The organism is Thermosporothrix hazakensis (assembly GCF_003253565.1).
In the GTDB taxonomy this organism is placed as follows: Bacteria; Chloroflexota; Ktedonobacteria; order Ktedonobacterales; family Ktedonobacteraceae; genus Thermosporothrix; species Thermosporothrix hazakensis.
Genome location: NZ_QKUF01000003.1, coordinates 218,042 through 243,084, shown reverse-complemented (window position 1 = coordinate 243,084; position 25,043 = coordinate 218,042). Strand labels below are relative to the sequence as shown.

The following is a 25,043-nucleotide window of genomic DNA, read 5'->3' as shown; positions in this document are numbered from 1 at the left end:
CAGGGAAACGTCAAAGCTTAGTATAGAGACTGCACGAAAACAGGTCAAGAGCGAACGGAATAACAAAGACTTTCTCTCTATAGGCTCTCTCTCTGCGCGCACTGCATTTCCAACAATTCCGCCTCAAGTTCCCGCCAGACAATCTGTTCAGCCTCTGTCACATTGACTTTATACTTCACCATTGCCTTTGTGACTCGGGCCCGAAAATCAACCAGATAGTCCTGTTGTATCTGTGGCAGCGGCATCCTCCCCAACTCAATCGCATCCAGTTCGTAGAACTCATCTTCCGCAAACGCGATTGACAGAAGTTCCGCATACCTCTGGACAATCCCCTGTCGAAAGCCCGCCTGAAAGAAGTCAGGCTGAGAACTGGAACAAAGCAAACAGCCCGCAACCCGAGCCGACTGCATGATGGGATAAGCAATAGCGCTCTCCTCACCCTCGACCCAGGTAGCCGGGAAGAAATGAGATGTATTCCTGTTCGGGATTGCCAGCGATCTTCCTGTATGAACCACATAGCCAGCCAGCGATTCAGACCCCAGAAAGGCTGTCCGTCGTCCAAGCCCGCGATCCCAGGGAGGAGTGCCCCGTGCCATGATCTCTCGCAGGCTCCGAACTTCCTTCTGGCCTTCAGGGGGCCGCATACATTGCATTATTGTTATCTCAATCCCCAGGCGGTGAGGATCAAGCTGTTCAACAGCATGACGAAGGATCACATCACATAATGTATTGAAATGAAGCGCTTTCGGCATATTGCAGTGAACATTAAGGATATGTTCATACACATTCGAGGGAATTTCCGCCTCCCCATGCTCCTCATCTACAACATCAGTAAAAAAACGACCGGTTGTTTTCTGCATGACATCTAAAAACTGTTTCCGATACTCAGGTATCGCATGCAGTAAATGCCGTACGTTCTGGCGACGTGGATTCGACTCACCACTTACCCATCGCCCTAACGTTACAGTACTCACACCCAATGCATTTGCAATGCGTCTTTTCTCCTGCGGATCTTTAATAATACGCCCGAGGAGCTCACGCCAATTTTGCGCATCTTGCACAGCCACTTCTCCAACTACGAGTTGAAAACATCAATCCGGTACCTAGAGTTGTATAGTAGCATCAATATACAAAAAACGTCAACTCATGATTGATGTCTCATTATCCGCACTCAGCGATGCAAGGTTTCAACACCAGCGAAGCTTGCAAGCAGGCATTTAAGAGGCTATACTGTTCTTGTGGCAGAAACGCATATCGAGAATTGGGTGTTCTCAGTGGGAAAGGAGTGGAGTATGCATTTGCCGCGCCTTCGTTTTTCTGCATTCGTTTATGTGGCCCTGCTTCTGCAACTCATCACCACCTCATGCCAGACTGAAGAGGCCGTTACCCTCGACTCTCCTGAGGAGCCTGTGGAGGCATACACGACACTGACAACAGGAGTGAATGGACTGGCCAGTCTCTCCTGGCAACCCGCCACTCGCACTGTTCATATCGCCATCTGGATTGGCGGTCTCCAGCGAAACAGCCGCTACACCATCAGCCTGTATCGTCAGCATTGTGCATCTGGTGGGAAACGGCTGTATTCTATCGGACGCCTGCTCAGTGATAGGCGGGGCAGGCTCTCGACTTCTATCGATGTGCCCGGCGGACGAAATGGCATACCGCGTGCCGGATGGTTCCTCGGGGTCTACCGCACAGGCATCAGCCAGCACCTCATCTGTAGTGAGGTCTCGGGGTCGAGCTTCAACGAGCAGCAGGATATCACAGTTCCCCTTCAGGAACAGAGGAACAGGAACGCACCTTCTGGTACTGCGTCGCTGCTCCTGCAACATAGACAACTCAGTGTGACACTCATTGTCGAACGGCTCAAACCAAACACCATCTATCAAGCCGCCCTTGAACGTGGGCACTGTTATGATAATGGAGTTCCACTCTACCCCCTGCGTGCGCTCCGAACCGACGTATACGGGAGGGCAACCGCTCAAACGATTATCCCGGCAGTGGAAGCACTACCATCGAGCAAATGGTCTATTGTGATACCTCTCTACAGTCAGAACGGCACAGCCAACCTATGCGGCACGCTCCTTTCCAACAGCAGCCCCTGAAACGATCAGCGAGTTTTCGGCGTGGGAGTGACATGTAATGCTTTCGATTCCGCACGCCATTTATCCACAGCCAGTTTGACAGTCAGGATATAAGCTGCCTCATCGTTGTTATCTTCCTTTGGGGCATAGACTGGAATAATCTGATCCACAGTGCGGAGTTGCCAGTCCTTCACATAGGTTTCCGCAATCAACTTATACCAGTCCTCAAAGCCTTCTTCCCAGGTCGCATACTTGCGATACCCCTTATATTCCGGCTCATTTGGGCGAGAACGAATATTGCCCAGGGATAGCGTTTCAACAGCCATACCCTGCGTGCCAAAATTGCTCTCATGAAAGAAAAAAGCCAGCGCATATGCGGGATCGACCCCGTACTGCACGCCATAGTCATAGAGCGCTTTCCCCTTCCCTTTCGCAGGCGAGTTATTCCGCTCCAACACCTTATTGATCATCTCGACTGAAATAGTCGGCGACCCCATTACCTCATAGACCTTGTCTTTCGGTGTCCCCTGAACAGTCTCTACATATGGCATATCCTGAACTATTGGCTCCTCCTGACGATGAAGCAGAGGAAGTCCCCAGGATACAAAGGCTATCCCGCCAATACAGGACAGCAACAAGCCAGCAACAAGCGTACCGAGTGCCAGAAACAGGCACGTTTTCCCGCTCGACTTTTTTCGCGGTGAAGGGAGAGGAGTTCCGGGAGGAAATGGATAGATCTTATCCCCGGTGAACTTTGGTGTTTGCATATTCATTCCTTGCATAACGCTCTTCTTCACATTTCAGATTCTTTTTATACGGTATCACACCTCTTACCATCTATAGCGCCACATCGCTCTGTTCTCCAGATTATACGAAAGAAAGGGAGGCAAGTTTAAGATTTCGGGAGAAATAGCCCTTCTCCCCCTATTTTTTCCTAAATACTTCTCTCCCGAAGCCAATTCCTCCCTACCACTCTCCACCAATTGGAGTATATAATAGCTGAAGGGCTACATATGCTCAACGAAGAGCATACTCTTCGATCAGGTTTATTACAAAAGGGGAATAGAGATTTCTATGACACTCATTACGTCTGAACGCCTGGCGCAAGTACCATCAGCCACCGACCTGTATAATATTGACCATATGCTTTCTGACGAGGAGCGTATGGTACGCGATACCGTACGCAAATTTGTGCGCGAGCGCGTCCTTCCAGGCATCGATCAGCACTTTGAAGCGGGTACCTTTCCCCGTGAGTTGATCCCGGAAGTGGCCGAAATGGGGCTGCTTGGCATGCATCTTGATGGCTACGATTGCGCGGGCCTAAACGCCGTCTGTTACGGACTTGCCTGCCAGGAACTTGAGGCCGGCGATAGTGGCCTGCGTTCCTTTGTTTCGGTGCAAGGCTCACTGGCAATGTTCCCCATCTATGCCTTTGGTTCTGAGGAGCAAAAGCAGCGCTGGCTTCCTCGTATGGCCCGGGGTGAAGTGATCGGCTGTTTTGGCCTGACTGAACCTGATTTCGGCAGCGAAGCCGCTGGTATGCGCACAACAGCGCGTCGAGATGGAAACCACTATATTTTGAATGGAACCAAGATGTGGATTACCAACGGCGGCATAGCTGATCTGGCAGTTGTCTGGGCCAGAACCGATGACGGCATTCGTGGGTTCCTAGTTGAACGTGGCACCCCAGGATTTACCACCAGCGACATCCATCAAAAGCTCTCACTCCGCGCCTCCGTGACCTCAGAGCTGCACTTTGAGGATTGCCGCATCCCTGTTGAAAACATGCTTCCCAATGTCAAGGGGATGCGTGGCCCTCTCTCCTGTCTGAATGAAGCGCGATATGGAATCGCCTGGGGGGTTCTTGGAGCCGCCCGTACCTGTTTCGAGACAGCACTGGACTATGCAAAAACACGTATCCAGTTTAAGAAGCCTATCGCCAGTTTCCAGCTTGTCCAGCGCAAACTGGCGCTTATTGCGACCGAGCTGGTCAAAGCCCAGTTATTGGCCCTTCAGCTTGGTCGCCTGAAAGATGAAGATCTGCTACACCCGGTTCAGATCTCAGTGGCGAAAAGCAACAATTGCCGCGAGGCCCTCAATATTGCCCGCGAGGCCCGCACCATTCTGGGAGCGAACGGCATCACGCTGGAATACCCGATTATCCGGCATATGAATAACCTGGAATCGGTCTTCACGTATGAAGGAACCGACGATATTCACACCCTGATTATCGGGCAGGCCATCACGGGACTTGATGCTTTCGCCTGAGCTACGCTGATGCCAGGCGGGTAAAAGCCACAAGGCGTTGATCGTAGCCATGTTCAGTCCAGGCTCCACTACAGGTAATCAGGTTCAAACGACGCTCTGTAGTGGGGCCAAACACCTGCTTCATTACCTCGGCATCAGTCGTTTCCGCCGGATAGCTTTCCAGCCGCTCTACCACAAAGCGTACAATGCTTGCATCTCCTAATTGCACTTGCAGCTCATCTCCCGGCTGTAATACTTTCAGATTCCAGAAAATTGCCGGATCGCCGCCTGTTTTATCCACATGACCGGCAATCACAGCGTTTCCCTGTTGCCCGGGAGAGACGCCAAGCGTGTACCAGAAGACGCTGGTCCAGTAGGGAGAATTTATCGCCTGCGAGGTGGGCGCATCCATCTTGCCCGACGCAGTAGCGCCAACTCCCAGCACTGGTGCATCAATCTGTAAACGAGGGATCTGTAACCGGGCGGGTTGCCAGGGAGCAGGTTTACTACTATAGGCCTCGGGCGCAGCCTGACCACTCCCTTGCCTGACGTTATATGCCAGAATGCCCCCGACAACCAGCAACAGAAGCAGCCCGAAAAAAAGTGCCTTTTTCATAGCCTTCCCTTATGAAACATGGTACCGCTTTTTCTTGCAGTATAGCCTATATCATCCTTTTTCGACAACCTTCCGGACAAAAGAAAACCTCCCGCGATTGCCGGGAGGTTCTTATTTCGCTACTTTGTCGCGCAGGCTGGAGCGCTCTTCTTATCAGGGCCGAGCGTTCCATAATCAGAAATCTTCCAGTCCCCGGTATCCTGCTCTTGCTGCACCGTTAACACAAGCGTGTAGGGTTTCTCCATATGTTCCCGTTTGATTGTATAGCTATATTTCTGGATGTTCCCATTCTCCTCATAGACAGCAGATCCCTCTTGCTGCGAGTAGTCAATCACCTTCCCATAACAGGCATCGAGCTGTTTTGCCTGATTGGCAAACTGCTCCTGAGACTGCTGTAGAGTAATGCCTGCACCCAGATAGGTATACGCGTTCTGGTAGTCCTGTTTATCGAGAGCAACCAGAAATGAAGAGATAGTCTGAGAAGGCCCGGCACTTGCTTGAATACCTTTTACCAGATTAAATAACCCGTACCCGCCGGCCAGCGAGACAGCAGCGCACAGGACCAGAACCCCGAGTAAAATGAGCGCCCTCTTCCGTGCCCCCTGGGGATTATTCTCCCGCTTTGGGCGTTCCACCTTCCGAGTCGCAGGAGGTTTAGAGACCCGAGTCATACCGGGAGGACGCTGCGGTATAGTTGGTTGCCGTCCTGACCCATTGACCGAGGCCGCCTTCCTCCCTAGAGGCGTTTCCCGAGACTCTCCCTCTCGTCCTTGTCGTCCTTGCATACGAAGCCCTCCTCATCAGTGTGCAATTGTGGTGTGTCGAATCAATTCATTGTCCCATTCAACATTTCTACCCGTCCATCATAATAACACCTGCAATCCTTGCGTGGGCGCGAAGAAGTTGCTCTTGAGCCTGTTTTGCCTGAGCATACGAGGTCCGACCATTCTCAATAAGCAGGAACGTCTGATCGACAACAGCGCTCACAATTGATGCATTGACATTCATCAGAATCGGAGCACAGTTGAAGATAATAAGCCCCGGTTCCGCTGTTTTCCATGAGAGGTACGAGCGTAAACCTGCCACCAGAGAGGCACTATGCTTGAGCAAAAGGCGCTGCACATCCAGTTCCGTTAACTTCGTCATGCCGGCAGTGAGTAATGAGAGGCCGGAGACAAAGGTCTCATTGCACATTGTTGCCACCCTGTTTTCAATCGCTTCCTCCTCAGCCAGGAGATCGCTGAGACCATTCACGCTGTTTATCCCGAAATAAGTGTGCAATTTTGGTTCCTGCACATCTGCATCAACCAGCACTGTCGTGGTTCCATGAAGTGCCGCCGCAATCGCAAGATTCGCACAGGTATACACTCTTCCTTGAGAAGAAACGGGTGTAGCTACGAGAATAACATACTGTTTGAACTGTTCTACATCCCAACTCAAGCGAAGATTGGTATAGAATGTATGGAAAGCGCGGCTATACGCTGAACTGCTATCAAAATCAGTAAGCAGCGCCAGTTTTTCCTTGTCAGACGTTCCCACGTACTCGCTCCTTACCATCCTGAACCATTTCTCAGTGTCATTGTACCGAATCGTTCAGGAGATATAAAGAAGCGGAGAGAGCCAGTATATCCTTCTCCGCCGTTCCACAAACTTTCTGTACTATAAAAGCCGCCACGTGCTCTGTCAACAAAAGTAAACCTCTGTCGGTTACCCTTTTCCCAAATGGGTGACTAACGCTTCTCTTTCCCCGGTACCGGTATGCGCGGAAGCTCGGCGATCACTGGAAGCTGAAGCAGGCGCTCAACCTCTTCTTTGCTTCGTACGCGATCATCCAGATACTCCATCAAGAAGGCCAGAGCAACCCCGATGATCAAAGCGACCAGCACAAGTGCAACCAGCAAGAGTGGTTTATTACCAGCGAAGCCCTCAACCTGCACAGGCTCAGTGGCGTCATTAACAATCTGGGCGGACGGCTGTGCATGCTTGTTCTTCGCATTAGCTGCATTATTGCCCCTGATTTCATAGTCGAGATAATCACCGATATGGTGTTGCATCACTTCTCCGACCGCACGCGCAATCGCCTGGGCTCCCGCGGGAGAGGACCAGTTCACAGTGACCGTGACAACGCTATGAAAGTTTGAGACAGTAATAGAACGCGCAATCGCGCCCACATCTGGCGGCCCTCCCACCGCTTTCTGTTGTCTGTCAGCTTCAAGTTGCTGCTTGATCTGCGAGGCAAAAACCGGTGATGTCATGACCGGACCTTTTGCCAGCTCATCAGCGAACGTTTCAGCCGCCGTAATCAGATCGCCATAGCTTGCCCCATTTTGCTGTGTCGAGGCCTGAATACCGATGCGAACCGTTATCTGGGATTGATAGGCTTTCAGCGCTCCAGGCGTCTGTATCAAGTGATAGAACTGAAAGCCAGCGTACAGGGCAGCCAGTCCAACCACCAGCAGAATAATCCAGAGCCGCCGCATAAGAATGGCTCCATATGCACGTAACTCCACGTCACTCCTCCCTTTCTGGACCTGTTCTGTTAGAGCACATCGCTACTGGAGCGAGATGACTCCCCTGATTTCGCCGCCTGTATTTTTGCTTCAATGAATTGCTGCACGCGACGTTGAAAGCGAGGCGTGTCAAACTCAAGCGCATGGTTTCGGATCGCTTCTGGCTGGAATTGCCGCTCATCGAACTGTTCCAGGACTTCAACCAGACTCTCAACCGTCTGCTCACGGAAGAAGAGACCTGTCACGCCCTCAACAATTGAGGCCAGCGCCCCGCCGGCGCCATACGCGATCACCGGACGCCCCGCGGCCTGCGCCTCTAGTGGAGTAATGCCAAAATCCTCCTCACCCGGGAAGAGCAGCGCCCGACAATGCCTGAAGTAATGAATCACCTCGCTATCTGGCAAGCGCCCAAGAAAATGAATGGTGGGACCAGCCAGCCGGCGCAAACGCTCCTCATCACGTCCACCACCAATAATGATCAGGGGAAGGCGCAAGCGGTTACAGGCTTCAATCGCGAGATCGATCCGTTTATAGGGAGCCAGGCGGCTGACTACAAGAAAATACGATTCCGGTTGTGTCTGTGGATCAAAGGGAAAACGACTGGCCTCCACCGGAGGCGGAATCACCACCGACTCGCGCCGATAGTATTTCCGAATACGCTCCGCGATGGTCGGCGAGTTCGCAATAAAATGGTCAACGCGCATGGCACTGGTCTGATCCCACATTCGCAGACCTGTAATCAGGAAGGGCAGCACACCACGCGCCACCTTTCCCAACTGCTCGCGCTCGATATATTCATCATAATTCCAGCACCAGCGCATAGGCGTATGACAATAACAGATGTGCATGGTCTCCGGGCGCGTAATCACCCCCTTGCCGAACGCACTAGAGCTGCTCAGAACAAGATCATAGCCGCGTAAATCCAGCTTCTCCATTGCGAATGGATACAGCGGCAAATAGGGCTGATGATGTTTCGTTACCCAGGGCAGCTTCTGCATAAACGAGGTACGAATATCCATCTTGCGGAAAGCAGGATCAACCCTATCGGGATCATAGATCGAGGTATAGAGCGGCGCGTCAGGAAAGATCTCATGTAACGCCAGCACCACACGCTCTGCTCCCCCCATCTGATTAAGGTAATCGTGAACCAGTGCTACTTTCATATACTATACGGCATGGCTCTCCTTTACAATTAAGAACTGCCGTGCCTCCTTTCACATATCGCTTTTTCAGACCATTTTGTTGCTACCAGATACCCTTTTTTAGTCGTCATATATGCAATAGCAAAACTTCGCCGTTCGCAGCAGGACTACCACAAACGGCGACCAGTGTTCTCTAGTAGGCTCCACGCCGCAATAAGACAGCCGGGATAGTGCTTAACAGAATCTGGAAGTAGAGCCGCATAGACCAGTTCTCGATGTAGTACAGATCCAGCAGCACTCCCTCATCAAAGCTCAGATTACTCCTGCCGCGCACCTGCCACAGACCCGTCATCCCGGGCTTGATCGCCAGCCGCCCTTTCTGCCATTCCTCATATTGAGCAACCTCACGTGGAAGCGGTGGACGCGGGCCCACCAGGCTCATTTCACCCTTCAATACATTGAATAACTGTGGCACCTCGTCCAGACTGGTCTGACGGAGTAACTTGCCAATCGGAGTGACACGCGGATCATCTTTCATTTTAAAGAGCGGTCCCTGAGCCTCGTTCCGGGCGAGCAACTGCGCCAGACGCTGATCAGCATCCTTATACATAGACCGGAATTTGTACATCTGAAAATGTTCTCCGTTCAGGCCAACACGCGTCTGCTTATAGATGACCGGTCCCTCAGAGGTACACTTAATAATCAACGCCAGCGCTAGCCAGATTGGTGAACCTATCAGTAACGCCAGCGCCGCCCCGATAATATCAACCAGGCGCGTCACAATCCGCTGGAAGGTGTTGAGCGAAAGCGGTCGAATACCGATCAGCGGAATGCCCTCAATGGACTCCATGTCAATGCGTGACAGACTCATTCCATAGAGGTCAGGGATTAATTTAAAGGAGGTTCCGAGCCGTTCACACAGCTTGACCGTCTTAATCACATGTTGATGCATATCCGAGGGCAAGGCAATAATGACCTCGTCAATCTGCATCGTCCGAATCACCATTGCCATGTCATCGATCGTGCCAAGCATTTTGAAACGGCCAAAATCTCCGGTAGCATTATCGCTTAAGTCATGCAGGAAACCAACAATAGAGTAGCCAAGATTGGGATTGGCGGCAATATGCTGTAGCACCATTTTCCCAAGCCGTCCCGAGCCAACCACCAGTAACCGCGTCTCGCCCAGGCCCATACGATAGAGCAGGCTCATTCCCCCTGAGACGAGCAGACGCCCGAGACTGAGTACCAGAATTGAGACAATCCACACAAAGAGGAAGAGCAAGCGCGATGTGCCAAGCGGCTGAAAAGCGAAGTAATACGCGATCAGAAAACAGAGCCCTATCGTGGCTGAACTGGCAATAATTTTGACCTGCCGAAACCAGGTGCCTGTCAGACGCAAACTATACAGACCTCTAAACATAAAAATGAGCAGCAGGCCAACAACAATAGAGATCTCCAATAGCAAGAATGACTCAACCGGTGCCAGTCTATAGGAACCGGGGTCATTATCCAGGAGATTATTTCGAACATTTTTCAGAAGAGCACTCAGATAACTATTTTGTGAATCAAGAGCATCTCGCAGGATGTAGGCCATCTGGAAGGCCGTGTAGATGAGCCAGCCATCCAGGATCAGCATTGCAATACATTCAAAAATACGCCACTGCCTGCGATGTGTGCGGCGTCTGGTGACGACTTTTGTGATGGCTCCGGTTGTCCCACTCGGCCCTACACTCCCACCATCCGAACCGCCATACGTCGGGGGTACATTTTCAATATTCATATGTGCCATCTCTTGTGGTGTCTGTGGTGTGAGTTTACTGCTTTTCACGGTCGGTGCCATATTCTTTCTCTATTGTAAAGAAACACTATGCGAGCGTTGCACTGCTTTTTCATATACTGCAAGAGTCCGTTCTACCATTACCTGCGCCGAGAAACGCTGATATATCTGTGATGCCTGCTGGCGACATTTCGTGCGCAACTCCTGATCGGTTAATCCCTGCATAATCGCCCGGGAGAGCGCCTCAGTCTCCTGCGGGTCCACGCAGAGTGCCAGATCAGCCCCGGCCTCGGGTAAGCTGGAAACATTAGATGTTACGACCGGCGTGCCACAGGCCAGCGCCTCGGCGACAGGAATACCAAATCCTTCATATAAAGATGGAAAAACAAATACTGAGGCTGCCTGATACCAGTATACCTGTTGCTCATCCGCCACATAGCCCGGAAACAGGACATCCTCCTCCAGACCTAGTTCTCGTATTTTTGCAAATATAGCATCATACAGCCACCCTTTCCCCCCTGCCAGCACCAGTTTTTCTTTTCTGTGTTCCGTTTCACGCAAGCGTGCATATGCCTCGATCACCCGGGTGATATTCTTGCGTGGTTCCAGTGTTCCAAGATACAAAATATAGCCATCGTTCAGGCCATGTGCACGACGAAATTCCTGTATTTTCTCTTCGTTATACTCAGCAGTAAAGCGCTCATCAATGCATGGATATACCGTGTGACTCTTCTCAAGCGGAATACCGGCTAACTCATGCGCATCACGCCTTGTACTCTCTGAGACACAAATCAGTCTGGTCGCGCGACGCAGGCTCCGAAGCGTAAACGTTTGATGATAGATCCGCTTGGCCCGTGTCAGGACCTCCGGGAAACGCAGAAACGCCAGATCATGTAGTGTGACCACTCCCGCACAGGTCCGAGGCAAGCGCTCGGGTAATACATTAACGGGAGAGTGTAATACATCTATCTGTAACCGCTTCACCAGCGTGGGTAATGTCATCTGTTCCCATAGAATCCGTTGTATCGGTTTCTCTTCCGGCCACGGAGCACTCACAAAGGTTATTTGAGGATGTTGTATATTCAGACTCTTTAAATGATCAATTACCTGTTGTCCATTCACAAAGACTGTGTATGTATGTTCTCCTGGCTTCCTCGCAAGCTCAGTGAGCAGGAAACGGATATAGCGGCTCACGCCCCCATTCCGATACCCTTCCCCGAACGATAACAACTGAGCGTTGATCCCTACATGCATACTGACAGTTTCTCCTATGGCAATATAACGGCTTTATCTTCAGCGAAGTCACAACTCGTTCCATTTCTTGTCAGTATGTATCATCTTCCACATCACTATGTTCACCTGAAACACAGAGGGCACCACTCCCCCTGCACACAACATACTGAGTGCCGCCAGTCTTGTCGTCTGATAGAAAACGCTATGCGCACAGACCGCGGCTCTCTGCATACGAGCAACCTCGCTTTATATCACGGTTATCGGGCACGAATTAGCAGACCCGAGTATCTCTCCTACACTGTTCAGTATACTCTGAAGTCACCCAACTGTATAATCAATGGCCCGATTAGCCTGTTTTGTTGCGGTAAAAATCTCTCGGCGCGCGACAACCTCTTCTTGAAATGCTGGAAGCTATTCTCTCTTCTCTACCGGACTATCACAAGAAAAGAGAAGACAGGGCCCATCCAGCACGTTCACAGGCAACAGCCCGTACTCGCTTACAGGTTTCGTACCTGATTCATCGCTTTATACAAGAGACTCCATAAAATACACCAGTTGCCTCATTGCAGCCTGCATCTCTGCGCTGCTTACTTCACCCTCACCAATGCGTAACGCCGTACAGGCCAGCGGCAGCGTATGGAGAGCACAGAGCGTTGCTATCGGCTTACATTCTAACGCCAGAGGCAGCACGCAGGTTTCACGTGCATAGGCAAGGGTTGTCGCATGTCTCAAACGCTCAATCAGATGATGTGAGGGAGTCGTAAAGCAGGGCTGCACCTGGGCCAGCGGAGAAACTTCGACCTCGGCAAAGCCCTCAGTCTTAAAGTGTTGCTGAAGCGCCTCAAGGACCACCGCTGGCTTCTGTCCGGGCACAAGATGGAAGTCAAGCGTTGCCTCTGCCTGCGCGGGAATCGTCAGCGCCTGCCCATCGCCGCTGGAAATGCGATTAATGGTACAGGTTGGGGTCAACACATGCGCGTAGTTTGCTTGAAAGCCCTGGAGCCCTCCAAGCAGGCTTTCTACACCCCAATGACGCGAAAACCATACCGCGCGATCCGGCAAGCGCGCTACATCATCAACAAAGAGGTCTTCCAGCGTTTCATAGAAGCCATCAAGCTGAATATCCTCTCTTTCGTCTTTGAGCCTGTTCAGTGCCCAGAGCAGACGCCAGGCAGCATTTGGCGCAATCGCCCCATGCATACTTGGCAACGAACGCACACCTGTTTGCACGTGCAGTTCAACACAGAGCAGCCCTTTGAGGCCCGTTGCCAGCAGCGGCGCCTCGCCCGCCAGCCTGCCAATGCCAGCGGTATCGTCGGTCAGACAAATATCGGCCTTTATAAGCTGTGGCAGCTTCTCAAGCGCCTGAAGCAGATGAGTATCATCAGCGATAGTACTGCTATCAAGCAGCCATTTGACATTAACAGGAGACATGCGTCCAAGCTTTGTATAGAGAGAAAACACGCGCAGCCAGAGAAAGAGCGAGAGCAGTTGCCAGCGAGCAGGGGCAAATGCTGGAACATGGTTATAGAACAGCAGGGTACAGGGAGCGTTGGCCTGAAGCTCTGCATACACTATAGAGGATGCTTCAGGGACTAGAGGGAAGGTGAACCCACAACGTTTCAGCTCGGTCGTCAGCAGAGGGAGCCAGGAGTCCTGTGTGCATGCAGAAAAACGCGACCAAGCTTGCAGGTCGTCCTCAAAATGAGCGCTGATCTGTTGTATGAGCCTTGCAGTAAAGGAAGATACCATAAGTTCCATCCGCTCCATAAAACGTTTCTGCTAGTACCGCAAGCTCAATATCTTGCATGGGACGTAACGAAAGAGTATACTCAGGTGCAGTGAGCGGTACAGATTAGTAGGCAGAAGAGAGAAGCGCAATGTGCGCTATACCTTATAAGTTGCGTTTTTCTCTCCATCGGTGTATTATAGCCTAAAGTTCTGAGAACTGCCTAGAGGGCAAGGAATGTATACGCTTCTAAGCATCTGATTACACGGGAGAGATACACGTTGTCCAAACAACTCCGGCTTGATGTCGCGCAGCTAACAGATGTTGGCCGCAAGCGTCCCCATAACGAAGACAATATGGCCTACGTCATTCCCCGCGATCCCCAGATGATGGCGAAGAAAGGGGCACTCTTCATTGTGGCCGATGGCATGGGCGGTCATGCAGCTGGCGAAGTTGCCAGCGAAATTGCTGTCGACACAGTAAGCAAAGTGTACTATCAAGATGATAGGGATGACGTTGTTGAATCACTGATTCACGCAATTAAAAGGGCCAACACGTTAATCCATCAGCGTGCTGCTGAAAACATGCTACGCAGCGGCATGGGTACGACCTGTGTAGCCGCAGTGCTTCGCGGGAGTACCGCCTACATTGCGAATGTGGGCGATAGCCGCGCTTACATGTTCCGTAACGGGCAGGGAAAGCAGGTTTCTCAAGACCACTCCTGGGTAGAAGAGCAGGTACGAGCGGGGCTGCTGACACAGGATCAAGCGCGTTCCCATGCACAACGCAACGTCATCACCCGTTCGCTTGGTACCAGCCCCGACGTCGAGGTAGATGTTTTTACAGAACATCTTGAACCCGGTGACTCGTTTATCCTCTGTTCCGACGGCCTCTCGAACATGGTCGAGGACGAGGAAATCAGCGCCATCATCAGCCAGTTTATGCCACGCGAAGGCGTTTATCGGCTCGTTGAGCGGGCGAATGCCAATGGCGGAACCGACAATATCACGGCCATTGTCATTCGAATACAGGAAGTCGGTTGGGAACCCACAGGATCTCAGGTTGCAACGCTGAGTCCAAATGGAACACGCAATCTGGCAGACGAGAATACCGTTCCTTTTGGCCCTTATTCCGGGTCTACTCTGGTGATGCCCCATCCTAACGAGGGAACGCCTGCAACCAGTGTGAGCGCTCCCCTGCCTATGCCCGGCGCACCACCAAGCGGCCCTCTTGCATCTCCCGATCTTGCAACGATCCCACAGCCCACATTCCCTTCAGGGACACCACAAGCGCCCAAAAAGAACCGGCGCCTCCTTTTCCCTGCGCTTGCGCTCATTATTTTACTTGTTGTAACGCTTGCTGGCAGTGGTGCCTACTATCTATTTTTTATGAATCGGGCAAACCCTGATGTCGATAAGCAACTTACACAAGCCAGGAGCACGATTGACCAGACAAAGGCTCTTGTACAAAGCAATCCAGGGAAAGCGCTTCAGGATCTTGCCAACGTCCAGAAGACGCTGAAGCCGTTGCATTCGGCCTCTCTGAACGACGAGCAGCGCTCAAAACTGAGCGGTCTGGATACTGATCTGACGACCAATGTAAAAACAGCTATCCAGAACTACAATAAGAATAGCTCTATTCTCCCGCTCTGCTCGACAACACCCAATAAAGCTATTACCGGGAACCCGCAAATCACCGCGATTACCGCGGCACAGCAGGGCAACACCCGTTTCTTCTATGCACTTGGAAGTGATAAAGCCGTCTATCTCTTAAATGATAAGATGAGTCCCGCAACCAAGATTACCGCATTTGATGGCGATGTACTGGCAATCGAGGGGAACAACGGCTCACTCGCTGCGCTCTACAGCAAGGCAGGTCAGAACAATGCTCCCGCGACATATTCTATTGCGGTTGGCTTAATCACTGCGTCTGGTTCGCTTGAGCCACCTCAGATTGACGAAGATATTCTGAAAACACTACAGGTCAAGGATTTCAAGCCGACGCAACTGGCAGCAGCAGATGATACCTATTATGTGCTGCTGACATCGACAACCAATGCAAACACCAATCGGTTGCTGCGCTACGAAATGAAAAACAATACTCTGCAAGCGCCTGATAGCACAGAGTTTACGATCTCTTCCGGCGTTAAGGATATTGTAGCATTTCCCAAAAGCGACCAGATCTTCTTCTTGCTAAACAACGGCGAGATCCAGAGTGTCAACTTTACTCAGGATAAGGTATCACCGACAAGCGTCATCACACAGAAGCCTATTTACGCGCCACTGTCGCTGAGCGCAACGGAATTTACCACCTCAGCAACAGTTCCGACACCACCGGAAAGCAGCATGACCCAAACGCCGGCGACGCTCTCTATCCCTGATGCAACCGCACTGGCAACGGGAACGGTCAACAACACGCCGCATCTCTATATCGCGGATAACCATTTCCATCGTGTCCTTGACCTGACCGCAGTCAGCCAGTCCAATGGAACACCACCAACCAACGCAAATGGGGGAGCCGCAACCAATCAGGTAAAGGTGCAACTGGAGCGTCAGTTCGCTGCCGGGAACCAGCTTAGCAATGTGCTCGGAATTACCGCCGATCCCGGCGGAAAAGGCTTCCATCTTCTGGGGCAGAACGCCAGCAATAATGCGACAACGCTCTTCTCTGTCGACACCCAGAAACCGAATACATGTCCGGCCTAAGGCCCTCTCCTCCTCGCACAGCGACTATGAAAATATGATACATTTTCACTATGCGAGGAGTTTGTGAGGGCTCTTTTCTGCCTATTTTTCAGTCATTTCTATCTTCATCATGAGTTAAGGAGCATGTTAACGTGGCATTTGAGGTGCATTACCGCACAGCTACGTGTGGTGAACTAACAAGCAACAATGTTGACCGCCCGGTTACCCTTGCAGGCTGGGTCAACCGCCGCCGCGATCATGGCGGACTGATCTTTCTAGATGTGCGCGACCGCTATGGTATCACTCAGGTCGTCTGTGACCCTGAGCATTCCGCTGCTGCCCATAAAGCCGCCTCCGAAGTACGTTCAGAGTATGTCATTCAGATTCAGGGCACGGTCAAAAAACGTCTTCCCGGGACGGAAAATCCAAATCTCTCAACTGGCGCGATTGAGGTGCTGGCTGATCAAATCACAGTTCTCAATATCTCCCGCACACCGCCTTTTCCTATCAGCAACGAGGCAAGCCAGGTTGATGAGTCACTCCGCCTGAAATATCGCTATCTTGACCTGCGTCGTCCCCGCATGCGCGATAACATGATTCTGCGCCATCGCATCGTTAAAGCCATGCGCGACTATCTGGATGAGCGCGGCTTCCTGGAAATCGAGACACCTATCTTGATGAAGAGCACCCCGGAAGGGGCTCGCGACTATCTCGTCCCGAGCCGCCTCTATCCCGGCGAGTTCTACGCTCTACCGCAGTCACCGCAGCAGCTCAAGCAGTTGTTGATGGTTGCCGGACTTGATCGCTACTTCCAGGTTGCGCGCTGTTTCCGCGACGAGGACCAGCGCGCCGACCGCCAGCCCGAGTTTACACAGCTTGATCTGGAAATGTCCTTCGTCTCTGAGGACGATGTGATGCAGCTTATCGAAGGCCTGCTGATCTTCCTGGTCGAGAAAACCACCGGCAAGCGCATCAAACAGCGCCCGTTCCCGCGCCTCAGCTTTAAAGAGGTCATGGATCGCTACGGTACCGATCACCCTGATATCCGTTTTGACCTGCCGCTGGTCGAGATCTCTGATCTGGCCGGAAAAGGGACGTTCGGTGTCTTCAATAACGCGCTGGCGAAAAAAGGCATAGTGAAAGGCATCCGTGTTCCCGGGGCGGCAGGCTACAGCCGCAAAGAGGTTGATGAGCTGATGGAATTTGCCCGCACCTATGGCGCAAAAGGGCTTGTTTCACTGGCAATTCAGCCAAATGGCGACCTGAAGTCCCCCCTGACTAAGTTTATGGAGCCCGCAGACATACAGGCCATTATCGAGCGTCTTGAGGGCAAACCAGGGGATCTACTGCTCTTTGTTGCCGACAGCGAAAAAATCAGCAACGATGTGCTCTGGCGTCTGCGCGTACTGATGGCCGAACGCCTCAAGCTTATTGACCCCGAGGAACTGGCGTTCTGTTGGGTTGTCGACTTCCCACTGCTCCACTACAACGAGGAAGAGCAGCGCTACGAAGCCGAGCATAACCCCTTCTCTGGCATGGAAGAAAGCCACATTGAGCGGCTGGACAGCGACCCGCTGAACGTTCGCGCCAAACAGTACGATATCATCTGTAACGGCTATGAGATCGGTGGGGGAAGCGTGCGTATCAATGTTGCCGAACTTCAGCGCAAGGTCTTCTCGCTGATGAACATGAACAACGAGCAGATCCAGGAACAGTTCGGCCATATGCTGGAAGCGTTTGAATACGGCGCCCCCCCTCACGGCGGTATCGCTCTGGGTATCGATCGCCTGGTCATGATCTTCGCGGACGAAGACAGCATCCGCGAAGTGATCGCCTTCCCCAAGACGCAGAGCGCACAAGATCTGCTGATGGGAGCACCAGCACCAGTTGAAGAAAAGCAACTGGAAGATCTCCATCTTACAGTTCGCCCAACGGAAACAAAATAATTCGTCTCCCATGATGAGCGTAGCAGGCAGTCCAGGGAGGGCAACCTGCTACGCTCATTACATTTATATGAATAACTATTACAATTCGATGAAGCCTGTTCTGCGATCGAACCAGTCATGCTTGCGAGATAAAATGGCTTGACCAGCCATCACAAGCAAGACACATCTTTTGGGAGGGCGAAAAGGGCCTGCTCACCATCATGAAATTTTCTTCATTGCCAGGATGCTTGTTCTGCAAATCTTTTTCCTCCTCTTTTGCTAAAATACACATAGATAGACATGCATATACAAACACTCAATTATATTTCATGTAAAACGAGAAAGAGAACGAGGGTAAGCCGCTGAGAAAAGATATATAGCGGTACCTTTAGCAGCAATTTGGATAGAGTTCTATAATTATTATAGGTATCTAGTTATTATAGGTATAGGTACCGTATAAAAAAACCCCAGACTGAAACGTAGGTTTGACATCCGGTTGGGAGGATGGAAGGAGAGAAGTTTATGACATCTATGAATCAGGGTAATACCAATCGTTCTACAGCTACCAGCCCGAATAATGCATCCAATGTATTACATCGTAATACTTCACCGTTAAGCAGCACGACTGTTGGTATTGCGCCGAAGTTCGTTCCGACATTGAGTGAGGATGATGCGGTTGTCCAGGCGCGCTTGCTCAAAGCGTTGGCAGATCCAACGCGCTTGCGTATCCTGAGCCTACTCAGTCGCCATGAAGGCGAAGTGTGTGTGTTTGAAATTGTTGAAAGCTTCACCCTTGAGCAGCCTACAATTTCGCACCACCTGCGTATACTGCGAGATGCTGGATTGGTCGACTGCCGAAAGAAGGGTCTGTGGGCCTATTACTATGTTCGCCGCGAAGCACTGGCACGTGCACGCGACGTTATTGAGGCACTCGCTTAGCCCAACCGTCCCGGTACAGGGAGACCGAGCATTCCCTGTGCCGGGATCTCTACAGCGGCCAGAGTAGAACCGGCTCAAGGCGGGCAGTTCGCTCAGGCCGCGGCTCCGACAGAGAGCCCGTAGCGCGGCGAAAAAATTCGTGGGCACCACCCCTTGACAAGTTCAGCGAAACGCTGTATTATACTGTCCGTAGCAACGCAGGAGCGAAGCAAAATACGATCCCGTAGCTCAGTGGATAGAGCGTCAGATTGCGGATCTGAAGGTCGGAGGTTCGACCCCTCTCGGGATCGCCAGTTTCCCTTGTTGTTTCTACAGTACAATTGCATATCATGATCCCGTAGCTCAGTGGATAGAGCGTCAGATTGCGGATCTGAAGGTCGGAGGTTCGACCCCTCTCGGGATCGCTTAGAAGGCCGGTTACTTAGCCGGTCTTCTCTTTTTCTTTCTCCTCTGGTTTTTCCTGTACGCATTTGCTACAATTACAGCAATGAGCCTGGTCGCTCTACTACGCTTTTCAGCGCCAACCACAGGAGAAGGGGAACCATGAAAATTGCACTGACAGCCCTCCTGACCCGAGGTCTGCTTCTACGCTGCCCGATTTGCGGAAAGGGGGCACTCTTTCGACGTCCTTTTGTGATGTACGAACGCTGCCCACACTGTGACTTTCGCTATGATCGTGGCGAAGAAGGGTACTTCAGTAGCTCGATGGCGATTAATCTGATCATCAGCGAATTCATTGTGACCGCAATGACCATTCCGGTAGCCGTCGCCTCATCCGCTGCGGGAGAAGATATGATAGCAGCTCTGTTGCATATGCTGATCTGGTTTGTGCCAACCGCGATATTGCTTCCATTCATCTTTTTCCATCATAGTCGCAGTCTCTGGATAGCAATGGACCATTTCTTCCATCCAGTCACACGCGATGCCCTTGAGAAGCATACACGACTCTTCTAGCGTCATGGTATTCAGGAGTTGAGCCCTGTGACCGAGCAAGCACCACATTTTATTGGCATTGATATCGGCGGGACAAATACCCGTATAGGCAGCTTTCGCAGCCTGGATGTTCCCGCTTTTACGCCACTCGCTCGCTTTCCAACTCAGCAGGACTATAGTACTCAGAAAAAAGAGATCTTTGCGGCGCTACAGAAGAGCGCCCCCCTTGCTGGAATCGGTATCTCTTTTGCGGGACGAATCGCACTGGATGGCCGCTCTGTGATCAACGCGCCGAACCTGCCCGGCTACGTCAATCAGCCCCTGGTTGATGAGTTGGAGGCGCATTTTCGCTGTCCGGTCCGTCTGGCCCATGATCCGGTTTGCGGCTTGCTTGCTGAGAAACAATTTGGTACACTACAAAACAACGATCGCAGTGCTTATCTGACGCTCTCGACCGGAACCGGGGCCGCGTTTCAACTGTGTAAAGATGGTACAACCATGACGATATCAATTGAAATAGGGCACCAGCTACTTGACGGAAACACACTTCCCTGCCTGTGTGGGCAAATTGGTTGTCTGGAAACCTTCACCGGCGGACGCCAGATAGAATCACGAACAGGAGTCTCGCTGGCTCAAACGCACGATCCCGCTTTCTGGGAGACATTCTGTGATAAGCTCTCGCTTGGGCTGGTTAATCTGGCTTTGCTGACAAAAGTTGATGCGGTAGCAATAAGCGGCGCAATCGCGCTTAATCATTCTTTTCTTCTGCCGCGCCTGCAACAATTATTGGAGAAACGTCTAACCTGGTCCTATTTGACCCTGCATCGGGCCACCTTTGGAGAAGATGCACCACTTATCGGGGCAGCCTTACTCCTCACAACACCGGAAAATAGCATACTTCACTGAACCACTTCACCCGGTTCTTTCTCTTTCAGAGAGAGAAAAGAGCTTTCCCACACCATCCCTTGAGTGATCTTCTCTATTTTCTACAGAGCTCTTTTTCTCTCTCTAGAAATAAGAACCATAACCGATAATTACTCTTAGCACGACATCTAGTAACGTTCTCTGAAGGATTGATGAAAATATGGCACGCAATAGATATAAGAATTTCACTGAAGAAGCTCAAAAGGTCATAGCGAATGCCCGTCAGGAAGCCATCCGCTTGCGTCATCGCTCAGTTGGTACGGCACACCTGCTTCTGGGCCTGCTGAAGAAGCAAGATCCCTTGATAGAGGCTCTTTTTGCCTCCATTCATACCAGCTCATACCGGGTGGCACAAACCCTCGAATATGTTCTGGGCGTTGGGAATAAACCGCTTCTGAGCACCCCTGCCATCAATCCTTCTGCGCGAGCGACGCTTCAACGCGCCGAAGAAGAGGCCGCCGCAGATCAGGCGGAACTCGTATCCGTCCAGCATATACTGCTTGCTATTCTGACAGAGACGGATAGTGCAACTCAGGGCGTTCTGGAAAGCCTGGATATTAAAGCAGACGTAATACGACAGATGCTTTCTTCTCTGACAGCAAAAGGATACGATAACTTGCAAACAGCCATTCATTATCAAGGACTTTACGATCAGACGCCAACCATCAATCAATTTAGCCGTGATCTCACGCTGGCCGCTCTCTCAAACGAGCTCGACCCCTTAATTGGCCGTGAAGCCGAGCTAGAGCGTAGCATGCAGATCCTGTCTCGTCGCTCGAAAAACAATCCGGTCTTGATCGGACCTGCTGGCGTTGGCAAGACTGCGATAGCTGAAGGGCTGGCAATGCGCATTATTGAGAATCGCGTTCCTGAGAACCTTCGCGGCCTGCGTGTCGTTGCCCTGGATATTCCAGCACTCACCATTAATACGCATCTACGCGGTGAGTACGAAGAGCGCCTGAAAACCATTCTACAAGAATCAAGCGAGGCAGGGAATATTATCTTTGTTCTCGATGAGCTGCACACGTTGATGCGCTCAGGTTCAAGTCAGGGCTCAACGGATGCCGCGAATCTCTTCAAGCCCATGCTCGCTCGTGGCACATTCCGCTGTATTGGCTCCACAACGCTGGACGAATATCGCACCAGTATTGAAACCGATCCAGCCCTTGAGCGCCGCTTCCAGCCCGTCATGGTTGGTGAAACCAGCCACGAGGATACAGTGGAGATCCTGCGAGGTCTGCGCCCGCATTATGAGACCTTCCATCAGGTGACCATTACGGATGAAGCGATCGACGCGGCTTCGCGCCTTTCCGCTCGCTATATTCATGAACGCTTCCTGCCAGATAAGGCAATCGACCTGCTGGATGAAGCGGCTGCGCGTCTCAGCGTACAGCGGACCTCAGCACCAAACCAGATTCTTCAGTTGCGTGATAAAGCTGAGAGCCTGCGCCGCGAGAAAGAATATGCGATCGTGCATAAGAATTTCCCGCAAGCGCTCTCGCTGCTAAAACAGGAGCGTCAGGCACGCGAACAACTGCAACACGCTGAAGCTGCCTGGCATGAGAATAATCAGCAGGCCCCGGTTATCGGCAAACAGGATATTGCACAGGTTGTTTCGGCCATGACCGGTATCCCTCTCTCTCACATCTCGTCTGAAGAAGGTGAGCGCCTGTTACAGCTCGAAGAGAAGCTGCATCAGCGCGTGATTGGACAGCATGAGGCGGTTGAGACAGTGGCACGTGCGATTCGCCGCGCCCGTACCGATATCCGCAATCGCCGCCGCCCTATCGGGACGTTCCTGTTCGTTGGGCCAACTGGCGTCGGTAAAACAGAACTGGCACGTGCGATCGCCGAGACGCTCTTTGGCGATGAAAGTGCTCTGCTCCAATTTGATATGTCTGAATTTATGGAACATCATAACGTCTCACGCCTGGTTGGGGCACCTCCGGGCTATGTCGGTTACACCGAGGCGGGACAGTTAATCGAAGCAGTGCGCCGCAAGCCATACAGCGTTGTGCTCTTTGACGAGATTGAGAAGGCACACCCGAAAGTCTTCGACCTGCTCTTACAGGTTCTGGAAGACGGCCGCCTGACCAGCGGCGATGGTCAGACGGTCAACTTCGCCAATACAATTATCATTCTGACCTCCAATACCGGAACAGATAGACTGAAGAAGAGCAGTGCGGCTTTCTTTGGACGCAAACAGGAAGGTGCACAGCAGCGAGACATGAGCGCTCAGGTCAATGAGGCCTTAAAAGAGACCTTCCGCCCTGAATTCCTTAACCGCCTGGACGACATTATCGTCTTCCATCCGCTGACACAGGGGCAGATCCGCGAGATCGTAAACAACCAGATTCAGAAGATTGCCACCCGAATCGCGGAACAGGGCATCAAGCTGCAAGTTACCGACGAGGTACGAGAGCGGCTCGCTAAACAGGGCTACTCCGCCGAATATGGCGCACGCCAGTTGCGCCGTGTCGTCGAGAACCAGCTAACCGATATGCTGGCTGAGGCTCTGCTTCAGGGCAAGATCGCGGCAGGTCAAGAAGTGGTGGTTGAGGCAGGAGAGAAAGCACTGACACTGCGTCAGCCCGTTCCTGTCGGCAGCTCAAAGAATCAACACGCCGCCGCTTGATGAGCAATCTACCCCCCATTCTTCAGAGCCAGAGAGAGACGGATGTGCTCCCTCTGGCTCTTTCTTGTCTATTTGACCGATCCAGAGATGACATGCTATCATGAGAAGACGCTGAAACATCTGACTTCCACAATATAAATCTTGCTGGCGGTCTGTACTATAGAAAACCCTTTACCGAGAAGAAGCCGAAGAAGCCTATGAAACTGCAATCTTTCTGGAACACACTTCAACGTCCAATTGTGGCGCTTGCCCCAATGGATGGCGTCACCGATGCCCCATGCCGCACCATGCATGGTCTGTATGGCAAGCCCGATATTGTTCTGACCGAATTTACGAACGTCGAGGGACTCTGGCGCGGCAGTGACCGGATTTTCCGTGACTTCCTGTACACGCCAGCAGAACGCCCTGTCGTGGCTCAGATTTTTGGCTGTCGGCCCGAATACTTCTACAAAGCGGCCCACGTCGTCTGTGAACTGGGCTTCGATGGTGTTGACATCAATATGGGCTGCCCGGCCAAATCTGTCGCCAATAAAGGCGGTGGCGCCGCTCTGATTCGCATGCCAGACACGGCAAAGGCAATCATTCGGGCAACACAGGAAGGGGTTCGCGATTGGGCCAATGGTCAGACGCTCGAAGATCTGGAGATGGACCCGGAACGTATCAAGCGCATTCGTCAGATGAACGAGGAACGCGTGCACATCTGGGGCGATACCGCGCGTATTGAACGTCGCCTGATCCCGGTTTCAGTGAAGACGCGCCTTGGTTATGACTCCATTGTCATCAAAGACTGGATCAAAGAGCTGCTTGAAATGGATCTGGCAAATATCTCGCTGCATGGCCGTACGCTCGTTCAGCACTACAAGGGCTTTGCCAACTGGGACGCTATTGCCGAAGCAGCAGAGATCGTGCATGCCAGCAAGACAGGCACGCTCATTATGGGCAATGGCGATATCCACAACCTCTATGAGGCAGCGCGGCGCATCCGCGAAACCGGAGTCGATGGCGTCCTGATTGGTCGCGCCACCTTTGGCAATCCCTGGCTTTTTCAGACAAAAGAGCAGATGAAAGCCGTGCTCAACTCAGGACTTGAGCCAACACCAGAAAATATCCCGGAGGTCATGCCTACACGTGAGGAGCGCCTGTTGATGGCATTGGAGCATGCACGCGTGCATGCCAAAATCAAGGGCGAATCCCACTTCGTTGAGCTCCGTAAGCATATGGGCTGGTATCTCGGTCACTTTCCTGGAGCCAAGAAGGTACGCAACGAGCTGGTCTGTATCAACTGTCTGGCCGACGTGGAGCGCATTATTCTCCAGGCTCTTGAGCAGCCCGACGCAGCCGAGGAGGAGTCCTTTGTTGCCCCCACCCTTGAGGAAGAGGTGCATGATCCCGAACTGGATATGAGCTGTAGCCTCTAAAGGATAAAGCGAAGAGGATCAGGCCTTTACGGTCCTGATCCTCTTTTTTTTATGTGTTTTCAGCTATAATCCATCCCTGTAAAAAGGCTGGATTGCAGAAAAAAGACAAAAGAAACGATCAAACGTTATTTTTATACTTATAAACACAACCTAAATACTGAAGTCAGACAGACAAAGAAAAATTCCCTTGCGGGAACAAAAGAACCAGGAGAAAGAGTGGCGGTGGAGCACACTCCGCCCGTTTCCC

General features: G+C 51.8%; 19 protein-coding genes and 2 tRNA genes. 11 read left to right on the top strand and 10 right to left on the bottom strand.

From position 1 onward, the window contains the following. Positions 1 to 77: 77 nt before the first annotated feature. On the bottom strand, positions 78 to 1,061 hold the full coding sequence (locus EI42_RS07780; protein WP_111320569.1) for a GAF domain-containing protein: 984 nt from the start codon (positions 1,059 to 1,061) through the stop codon (positions 78 to 80). 231 nt (positions 1,062 to 1,292) lie between these two features. Here EI42_RS07780 and EI42_RS07775 point away from each other — a divergent pair, with 231 nt between their 5' ends. Then, on the top strand, positions 1,293 to 2,105 hold the full coding sequence (locus EI42_RS07775; RefSeq protein WP_111320567.1) for a hypothetical protein: 813 nt from the start codon (positions 1,293 to 1,295) through the stop codon (positions 2,103 to 2,105). A 5-nt stretch (positions 2,106 to 2,110) separates the two neighbouring features. Here the strand turns inward: EI42_RS07775 and EI42_RS07770 are convergent, their stop codons facing one another. Next, positions 2,111 to 2,851 (bottom strand): glucosaminidase domain-containing protein, encoded by a 741-nt coding sequence (locus EI42_RS07770; protein ID WP_170142443.1) that lies wholly within the window; start codon positions 2,849 to 2,851, stop codon positions 2,111 to 2,113. 307 nt (positions 2,852 to 3,158) lie between these two features. Here EI42_RS07770 and EI42_RS07765 point away from each other — a divergent pair, with 307 nt between their 5' ends. After that, positions 3,159 to 4,352 (top strand): acyl-CoA dehydrogenase family protein, encoded by a 1,194-nt coding sequence (locus EI42_RS07765; RefSeq protein WP_111320563.1) that lies wholly within the window; start codon positions 3,159 to 3,161, stop codon positions 4,350 to 4,352. A gap of 1 nt (position 4,353) precedes the next feature. Here the strand turns inward: EI42_RS07765 and EI42_RS07760 are convergent, their stop codons facing one another. The 8 genes from EI42_RS07760 to EI42_RS07725 all read right to left on the bottom strand — a co-directional run bounded on the left by EI42_RS07760 (position 4,354) and on the right by EI42_RS07725 (position 13,370). Then, the gene (locus EI42_RS07760) at positions 4,354 to 4,947 is read right to left on the bottom strand and encodes a class F sortase (RefSeq protein ID WP_111320561.1); all 594 of its coding nucleotides are present in this window, start codon (positions 4,945 to 4,947) and stop codon (positions 4,354 to 4,356) included. Between the two features lie 119 nt (positions 4,948 to 5,066). Beyond that, positions 5,067 to 5,732, bottom strand: coding sequence for a hypothetical protein (locus tag EI42_RS07755; RefSeq protein ID WP_111320559.1), 666 nt, complete (start codon positions 5,730 to 5,732; stop codon positions 5,067 to 5,069). 67 nt (positions 5,733 to 5,799) lie between these two features. Beyond that, the gene (locus tag EI42_RS07750) at positions 5,800 to 6,486 is read right to left on the bottom strand and encodes a CpsD/CapB family tyrosine-protein kinase (RefSeq protein WP_111320557.1); all 687 of its coding nucleotides are present in this window, start codon (positions 6,484 to 6,486) and stop codon (positions 5,800 to 5,802) included. A gap of 191 nt (positions 6,487 to 6,677) precedes the next feature. After that, positions 6,678 to 7,457: a YveK family protein gene (locus EI42_RS07745; protein WP_137686205.1), complete on the bottom strand. Its 780-nt coding sequence runs from the start codon at positions 7,455 to 7,457 to the stop codon at positions 6,678 to 6,680. Positions 7,458 to 7,486: 29 nt separating this feature from the next. Then, positions 7,487 to 8,620, bottom strand: a complete 1,134-nt coding sequence (locus tag EI42_RS07740) for a glycosyltransferase (protein ID WP_111320553.1) — start codon at positions 8,618 to 8,620, stop codon at positions 7,487 to 7,489. 172 nt (positions 8,621 to 8,792) lie between these two features. Continuing rightward, the gene (locus EI42_RS07735) at positions 8,793 to 10,439 is read right to left on the bottom strand and encodes a sugar transferase (RefSeq protein WP_111320551.1); all 1,647 of its coding nucleotides are present in this window, start codon (positions 10,437 to 10,439) and stop codon (positions 8,793 to 8,795) included. Positions 10,440 to 10,448: 9 nt separating this feature from the next. Then, a complete protein-coding gene (locus tag EI42_RS07730) occupies positions 10,449 to 11,630 on the bottom strand; it encodes a glycosyltransferase family 4 protein (RefSeq protein WP_111320549.1) in 1,182 nt (393 codons plus the stop codon). Between the two features lie 504 nt (positions 11,631 to 12,134). Next, positions 12,135 to 13,370, bottom strand: a complete 1,236-nt coding sequence (locus EI42_RS07725) for a peptidase dimerization domain-containing protein (protein WP_211326071.1) — start codon at positions 13,368 to 13,370, stop codon at positions 12,135 to 12,137. 249 nt (positions 13,371 to 13,619) lie between these two features. Here EI42_RS07725 and EI42_RS07720 point away from each other — a divergent pair, with 249 nt between their 5' ends. The 9 genes from EI42_RS07720 (at position 13,620) to EI42_RS07680 (ending at position 24,796) form a co-directional block, all read left to right on the top strand. Beyond that, positions 13,620 to 16,043 (top strand): Stp1/IreP family PP2C-type Ser/Thr phosphatase, encoded by a 2,424-nt coding sequence (locus EI42_RS07720; RefSeq protein ID WP_111320545.1) that lies wholly within the window; start codon positions 13,620 to 13,622, stop codon positions 16,041 to 16,043. A gap of 131 nt (positions 16,044 to 16,174) precedes the next feature. Then, positions 16,175 to 17,968 (top strand): aspartate--tRNA ligase, encoded by a 1,794-nt coding sequence (gene aspS, locus EI42_RS07715; RefSeq protein WP_111320543.1) that lies wholly within the window; start codon positions 16,175 to 16,177, stop codon positions 17,966 to 17,968. A gap of 501 nt (positions 17,969 to 18,469) precedes the next feature. Next, on the top strand, positions 18,470 to 18,886 hold the full coding sequence (locus tag EI42_RS07710) for an ArsR/SmtB family transcription factor (protein WP_211326070.1): 417 nt from the start codon (positions 18,470 to 18,472) through the stop codon (positions 18,884 to 18,886). A 217-nt stretch (positions 18,887 to 19,103) separates the two neighbouring features. Then, a tRNA-Arg gene (locus tag EI42_RS07705) sits at positions 19,104 to 19,179 on the top strand. A gap of 38 nt (positions 19,180 to 19,217) precedes the next feature. Further along, positions 19,218 to 19,290: transfer RNA gene (locus EI42_RS07700), tRNA-Arg, on the top strand. 139 nt (positions 19,291 to 19,429) lie between these two features. Then, complete coding sequence (locus EI42_RS07695) at positions 19,430 to 19,840, top strand: DUF983 domain-containing protein (RefSeq protein WP_111320541.1); 411 nt, start codon at positions 19,430 to 19,432, stop codon at positions 19,838 to 19,840. Between the two features lie 27 nt (positions 19,841 to 19,867). Then, the gene (locus EI42_RS07690) at positions 19,868 to 20,725 is read left to right on the top strand and encodes an ROK family protein (RefSeq protein WP_170142440.1); all 858 of its coding nucleotides are present in this window, start codon (positions 19,868 to 19,870) and stop codon (positions 20,723 to 20,725) included. A 178-nt stretch (positions 20,726 to 20,903) separates the two neighbouring features. After that, positions 20,904 to 23,378, top strand: a complete 2,475-nt coding sequence (locus EI42_RS07685; RefSeq protein WP_111320537.1) for an ATP-dependent Clp protease ATP-binding subunit — start codon at positions 20,904 to 20,906, stop codon at positions 23,376 to 23,378. 197 nt (positions 23,379 to 23,575) lie between these two features. Further along, positions 23,576 to 24,796 carry a tRNA dihydrouridine synthase gene (locus EI42_RS07680; protein ID WP_111320535.1) on the top strand — a complete coding sequence of 407 codons (1,221 nt, stop codon included), beginning with the start codon at positions 23,576 to 23,578 and terminating at the stop codon, positions 24,794 to 24,796. The last annotated feature ends 247 nt before the right edge of the window (positions 24,797 to 25,043 follow it).